Here is a 6469-nt window from a genome sequence, read left to right as displayed (position 1 = left end):
TTCGGTCGGGGCTTCGGTCGGGGCTTCGGTCAGGGATTCGGTCGGGGATTATTCTTCTTATATTGGAGTCAATAATTTTGGATGGGTTTCTTTCTACGATTTTTTCGAAAGAATAAAAGTATTGGATAACTTCAAATTTAGAAATTATAAGAAAATAATAAAATCAGGAGCATTCAATGCTTATGAATATGAAAACTATGTATTTGCCATTCAACCACCTACCTCTATCTCTAGAGATAATAGAGATCGATTGCATTCAGTAAATGATGCATCAGTAAAATTCAAAGATGGTAGTGAATACTACTTTATTCATGGTGTATCGATAAAAGAGGAAATGTTTAACAAGCTGATTAACAATGAATATACATTTGAATCATTTGTTAAAGAAGGCAACGAAGAGATGAAAGCCGCTGTATTGTCTTTTATTGAAGAAAAGAATGGAAGCGAAGCGTTATTTAGATTCATATCGGCCAATATTAAAGAGGTAGATTCATATACAGACAAAAAAGAGGATAAGTATTTAAAAGGAACAACAGGCGGAATGAATGTAGGCGTTTACTCCTTATTTAAAGGAAGAATAAACAACAACATAGATCTGGCTTTTGTGCGCTGTTATTGCCCCTCGACAGACCGCATGTTCTTTCTATCTGTCAACCCATCGAATAAGAATGCTAAAGATGCGATAGCCTCCCTATATAGGGTTCCCAAAAAGCTCGCAAAAGAAATTGAATATATTCAGAGGCAAGGTGAACGATTTTCAACCGTATTTACCGATAATGGAAAAGAACTTTTGGAATCTTTATCTGAAACGGACATCGCTGACCTGACACACATAAGCGGAGATAGATATTTTAAACTTATGAAATACGAATTTTAAATAAAAAACAAATGGAAGATATAAAAAGAATAAATGTCGCCCCGAGCAGTACAGAGGGCCACTTTGTGACGGATGCAAAAAAAGTTGTGAATCTTGATAAGATAAACGAAACATTCCTAGTTGAGGGCAAGTCGAAACTTGTAACAAAGAATCATACAACTCTTGAAATAAAAGAAGATTGTCTTATTACATGTCAGGTAGTTTATGATCCATTCTTAAAGGCATTCGAAAAATCAAAAGACTAGAAGCTACTCCCTGTACCGTTCAATTCGGTTTATAAGTCGTTGGAGATTGACAGGGAACAACATATTGTAAGTAAGTTATTTTGTTCAATTGCTCTCAAAGAGCAAAGCGGAATAGTCGTGAGACTGGCGTCCGCTTTTTATATGGAGTAATTGCGGAAATGGAAGACGCCGAGGTCGGGACAGTTGATATTAGGGCCCACTTAGTTGTGAAAAATCAACGAGGACAATAGTAGAGGAAGTAGGAAACGCCGGCATGTACACTCGCCCGCTCTGCAAGAAGTATCGGGATACCGGTTCGAATCCGGTTTACTCCACAAGGTCAGGAACGATGGTATGAAAACGACCCTTTAGAGAGCTCTCATTTTATTTTATCGCTTACGCTGCCCGCGACACGAGGGTATTTGGCCGTCAGCAATGGCGGCTTTTTCTATTCAAACATAATCCAATCAATAATATATTAATCCAATGGAAAAACAGACATACAATGAAAAGAACTTTCTTCTGCCGGACAGTCCCCGCAGCATGGCTTGCTATCATGCAAAGGTAATGGAGGATGGTATCATGAAGCTTACCATCCACGATTGCAAAGGCAGCATCCAGTTACATAACGACCTGAACGACCCGGAGCAGGTAACAGAGGCGATCAATAAACTTTATTCGCTGGCCTCCGGTATTGTTGAATTGCAAGATTTTATCACTCAAGAATATTTACACGAATAATAACTAAAGTAACGTAATATGAATAACAATGAAATCCAACTAATCCAATCGCCCATTATCAAGCATAGTCTTGTTGACATGGGAAAAAGTGTATCCGAAAGACTGGACGCTCTCAATCTAGATAATCAGGTAGCTACGGATGAAACAGTTAAGACGCTGAAAGCCACAAGGGCCGAACTGACTAAAGAGGAAAAAGAATTTGAAGAACAACGCAAAGCTGTCAAAAACGCCATCCTGTCCCCTTACAGTGAATTTGAAAAAGTATATAAGTCTGAAATTATAGACAAGTATAAATCGGCAGATGAAACGCTTAAGGTAAAGATCAACGACTTTGAGATGACTATTAAGAATACTAAGCGTATAGAGCTTATGGAGTATTTTAAAGAGGTTGTCGATATGCTATGTATCGACTGGCTTACTTTCGACAGGTTGAAGATAGACGTTAACCTGTCTACCTCAATGAAAAAATATAAAGAGCAGGTATTATCGGATGTGCAGAAAGTAGCCGATGATATCGAATTCATTAATGGTTATCAGTATCCAGCGGAAGCGCTTGTAGAATACAAATCCTCCTTAAAAGTCACTGAAGCTATAGATATAGTACGCAAACGCAAGGAAGCGGAACGCATAGAGGCTGAAAGGCTTCTTACTGAACGAACATCAAAACGTGTAGCCACGTTGCAAAACCTGACATTTACATACAGCGACCTTGCCAGATCGTATAAGTGGAAAGTTGGTGACCGGGAGATAAACATACCACTCTCCTATGTGGAGTCATTGGCTGATGATGATTGGTTCAGGTTGTACGACAGAATTAAACGAACAATTGAAGCAAATGGCCGTCCGGCTGTATTGCATGCCCCAACAGAATCAGCCCCGCAGGCTCCCGCCGTATTACAATCTCCGGCTGTATCTTCTCCGAACCAAGATTCACCCACTCCGGATCAAAAGGAATTTGAAATTATCTTCTCTATAACCGCTAGCGAAGATCAGATAAAGAAGCTTGGCGTATTCCTCCGGGAAAATGGCTACAGTTTTAAGCAATTGAATTAATAACCTATAAAATATACAATTATGGCAGAAAACAATCAGGTTGCAACGCAGCCTAAATCAATAGCTAATTTTCTGAATATGCCTTCAACTGCTAAATTTTTGCAGGAAACATTAGCAGAGAAAAAGCCGGAGTTTGTAAGCAATCTGATCGCATTATGTGATGCGGACAAAAATCTTGCGGCATGTGATCCCGGGGCGCTAATGAAATGTGCGATGAACGCAACTTCGTTGAATCTTCCTTTAAATAAAAACTTAGGATATGCATACGTAATACCATACAAAGGTGTGCCATCGTTTCAGATTGGCTACAAAGGACTAATTCAACTTGCAATACGCACAGGGCAATACCGCTTTATTAACGCCACTGAAATCAGGGAGGGTGAAATATTGCGGAATAAAGTTACAGGCGAGATCAAGGTTATTGCAGACAATCCCAAAGGAGCTATTATAGGATATATGGCATACCTTGAACTCATGTCCGGCTTCACGGCCTCATTCTATATGATGAATGAAGAGCTCGAAGAACACGCTATGCGTTTCTCAAAGATGTATCAAAATGATAAGAAATACGGTAGTTTCTCCAGTAAATGGAGTGATCCGGACGCGCGCCCGGCTATGTGCAGGAAAACAGTCCTTAAAATGCTTCTTGGAACTTACGGCCTTATGACAACAGATTTTGCAAGGGCATTAGCTGCTGATAATGACGAGGTAGAATCGGGAGGCAATATTCGTATGACTGAATATACGGAAATAATAGAACAGCATGAACCTGCAGACGAGGTTATGCAGCAGGACGAACCCGAGTCTGAACAAACGGAACAGGCAGATAATAATGTTCCCAGATTATAATGGAAAAGATAACTATAGAAAAGCTTCCAAATGGAGGTTTCAACGTCATTCAAGGGGACAAATATTCAGATATGTTAGGTTATGACGAAATGCTGGGACTGGTCTCATGCCTTACAATGCCTGAAAATAGGCCTTGTATTGGTTTTATGAGAACGAAAGATCAGCATGAAGCCTGGCGTAATAGTCTAAGCCCTCGGCTTCCTGAATTGCAACCATGGCAAAAACTAATTGAAAAATTATAATGTATAATATTATATCATCCGGCAGCGAGGCCAACTGTATAATATATTTTGATTCTATTATGGTGGATATTGGGGTTCCTTACTCCTGTATCTCGAAATATGCCGATAAGATACAGCTTGTATTGATCAGTCATATCCATCAAGACCATATGAATTTAAGTACCATCAGGAAGCTGGCCTTTGAACGTCCTGCTATCCGCTTCGGTTGCGGGAGATATTTAGCGGAACATCTGAAAGGTATACGCAATGTAGATGCATATGAGATCGGCAAATGGTACGATTACGGGGCATTCAAAATAAGCCCCGTAAAACTGTACCACGATGTTGACAATTTCGGGTACCGAATATTCAGGGATGGAAAAAAGATATTCCATGCGACTGATACGGTCCATCTGCAAGGTATCTCCGCCAAAGGATATGACCTATATGCCATTGAAGCCAATTACGATGCAGATACGATCTACGATATTATCCGTGAAAAGCGGGCACAGGGAGAATACGCGCATCAGGTAGGTAGTATTAATTCCCATCTAAGCAGACAGCAGGCGCAGGATTTTGTACTTAAGAACGCCGGGGAAAATTATGAGTTCATCATGTTACACCAATCTAAATCGTCATTTTAAAATATGAAAATAAAGAAACAAAAGAATTTCGCAAACGGCTCTGTGTACTGCTTGGAACTTGAGGACGGGAAGTTAATAGAAGCGACAGATACATTTTTACCCTATTACACAAAAGATGCTATCGGTAGAAAGCAAAACATGTTAGATAGTTCTGATTTAGGAAGTCGCTCCGAGCGTTGGATGGTTGGTGTGTCTGTCATGAGCGGATGCCCTGTTCGGTGTAAATTCTGTGCAACCGGACAAATGCAAGGTTATAGAAATCTTACAGCCGATGAAATTGTAGAACAGGTGATGTTTGTTATCAACAAAAATGCAGAAAGCCCTTTTAATTCAAAAGAGTTTAAGATAAACTATACCCGGATGGGAGAGCCGTTTCTAAACATAGATAACGTGAAAGAAGCAATAAGGCGTATATCTGCTATATACCCTGATACACATCACTATGTCTCGACTATTGGAATAAAAGACGCTGATTTTTCATGGATAAAAGGAAACATCACCCTACAAGTAAGTTTGCACAGTTTGGACGGTTCACATAGAAACTGGCTTATACCGTATAAGAATAAGATGTCTATTGCTGAACTCGGCAAAATCAGAACGCAAAGCAATTTGAAAACTACGTTGAATATGACATTAGTCAACGAGAGTGATTTTTGCATCGACACTATAAAGCATCACTTCGATAAAGATAAGTTCTTTATCAAGCTATCACCTATAAATCCAAATGCAACATCTGATAAAAACCATTTAGGAAAAGGTGTTGTCGATGGAGTAAATCTAGTATAAATCTCATTAAACATTATTCTTATGACAGAAGAAATGAAAAAGCAATTGGAGGAAGCAGGTTATGACTTCGCCATTGCAGTCGCCACACAAAGTGAAATCGATAATGGAGCCGCTTGCGGGCAATTATCAATTATCACCGAGTAAAAAACAGGGGATTGAAATATATCCCCTGAATACTCCCTTTAAAAACAGAATATGATATGAATACAACACCACTTTTGAACGACGACAGCCTGATGCCTTACGGAAAGTACCAGGGCAGGAAGATGGCAAATGTACCGGACGACTACCTTTTATGGCTGCACGATAACAACAAATGTGATGCATCGGTAAAATGGTACATTGAACGAAATATGGATGCTATCAAGGCGAACCTAAAGCAAAAAGAACTGGATAAGAAGAATATAAACGCCTATAACTGTAGATAATTATGACGCTTATCGAAGAAGTTCAAAAAATACAGGATTATCTCGACATTGAATGTTCTGAAAATCCCGAAGAAGTACTTGATCGTATCCGTGCTATTATGCCATATATCAGCCGTACAGCCTTTATGCTGGCAGAAGCAAAGAAAGCTCTGAGACGCAAGAAAGCTTCGGAAATAAGTAATACAATTATCAGTATAGCCAAAGAGCAATGCTTGTCGGCAAAGGTGCAAAATACATTGATAGATTCGATTGCCGAAGAAGAAGAAGAAGCATACTTGGTTGATTGGTTAGACCGACTCAACGCTGCTGCAACACATCAGGTGGATGCTTTATGCTCTATACTAAGTTACGAAAGAGAAAATTTAAGAATTACTAAAACAGGATATTAAGATTATGGAATTACAAAAGAAAACATTACCCGTAGAAGAAGCCAACGGCTGGTATTTAATGCAGTCAGAGTACCGTTATTGGAACGAAGATTTTATTGATGAAGATACAGGTACACCAACATCTGTTGAACGAAAAGAATCGCTTTGCGGAAAAGGTACATTGATAAATGATATCACCAAATCGTTGCTTATCGAGAACGGTATTAAAAATGTCAAAGTTTCAAATATTCCTTTGCTTGGTCAACAAGACAAGAATC

11 protein-coding genes and 1 pseudogene are annotated in these 6469 nt (G+C 39.3%); all 12 read left to right on the top strand.

The window, feature by feature from the left end; genetic code table 11:
• The coding region (locus IR083_RS22945; protein WP_194226070.1) for a hypothetical protein at positions 1–877 on the top strand (877 nt) is incomplete at its 5' end.
• An 11-nt stretch (positions 878–888) separates the two neighbouring features.
• A complete protein-coding gene (locus IR083_RS22940) occupies positions 889–1122 on the top strand; it encodes a hypothetical protein (RefSeq protein ID WP_194226069.1) in 234 nt (77 codons plus the stop codon).
• 465 nt (positions 1123–1587) lie between these two features.
• Positions 1588–1842: a hypothetical protein gene (locus IR083_RS22935; protein WP_194226068.1), complete on the top strand. Its 255-nt coding sequence runs from the start codon at positions 1588–1590 to the stop codon at positions 1840–1842.
• A gap of 18 nt (positions 1843–1860) precedes the next feature.
• Complete coding sequence (locus tag IR083_RS22930) at positions 1861–2895, top strand: DUF1351 domain-containing protein (protein WP_194226067.1); 1035 nt, start codon at positions 1861–1863, stop codon at positions 2893–2895.
• 21 nt (positions 2896–2916) lie between these two features.
• Positions 2917–3744 (top strand): recombinase RecT, encoded by an 828-nt coding sequence (locus IR083_RS22925; protein ID WP_194226066.1) that lies wholly within the window; start codon positions 2917–2919, stop codon positions 3742–3744.
• On the top strand, positions 3744–3986 hold the full coding sequence (locus IR083_RS22920) for a hypothetical protein (protein WP_194226065.1): 243 nt from the start codon (positions 3744–3746) through the stop codon (positions 3984–3986). Before IR083_RS22925 ends, IR083_RS22920 begins: the two co-directional genes overlap by 1 nt.
• Complete coding sequence (locus tag IR083_RS22915) at positions 3986–4609, top strand: MBL fold metallo-hydrolase (protein ID WP_199343265.1); 624 nt, start codon at positions 3986–3988, stop codon at positions 4607–4609. The genes IR083_RS22920 and IR083_RS22915 overlap by 1 nt, the downstream gene beginning before the upstream one ends.
• Positions 4610–4612: 3 nt before the next feature.
• Entirely contained in the window at positions 4613–5395 is a 783-nt protein-coding gene (locus tag IR083_RS22910) for a radical SAM protein (RefSeq protein WP_194226064.1), read from the top strand.
• A 21-nt stretch (positions 5396–5416) separates the two neighbouring features.
• On the top strand, positions 5417–5539 hold the full coding sequence (locus IR083_RS24865) for a hypothetical protein (protein WP_262893195.1): 123 nt from the start codon (positions 5417–5419) through the stop codon (positions 5537–5539).
• 56 nt (positions 5540–5595) lie between these two features.
• Positions 5596–5823: a putative quorum-sensing-regulated virulence factor gene (locus IR083_RS22905; protein WP_194226063.1), complete on the top strand. Its 228-nt coding sequence runs from the start codon at positions 5596–5598 to the stop codon at positions 5821–5823.
• 2 nt (positions 5824–5825) lie between these two features.
• Positions 5826–6212 (top strand): hypothetical protein, encoded by a 387-nt coding sequence (locus IR083_RS22900; RefSeq protein ID WP_199343264.1) that lies wholly within the window; start codon positions 5826–5828, stop codon positions 6210–6212.
• A gap of 4 nt (positions 6213–6216) precedes the next feature.
• Positions 6217–6469: pseudogene (locus IR083_RS22895) on the top strand (hypothetical protein); the annotation flags it as partial.

The sequence above is a fragment of the Dysgonomonas sp. GY75 genome (assembly GCF_015234155.1).
In the GTDB taxonomy this organism is placed as follows: Bacteria; Bacteroidota; Bacteroidia; order Bacteroidales; family Dysgonomonadaceae; genus Dysgonomonas; species Dysgonomonas gadei.
Note: the sequence above shows the minus strand (reverse complement) of the source record. Positions and strands in the feature narration are given on the sequence as shown.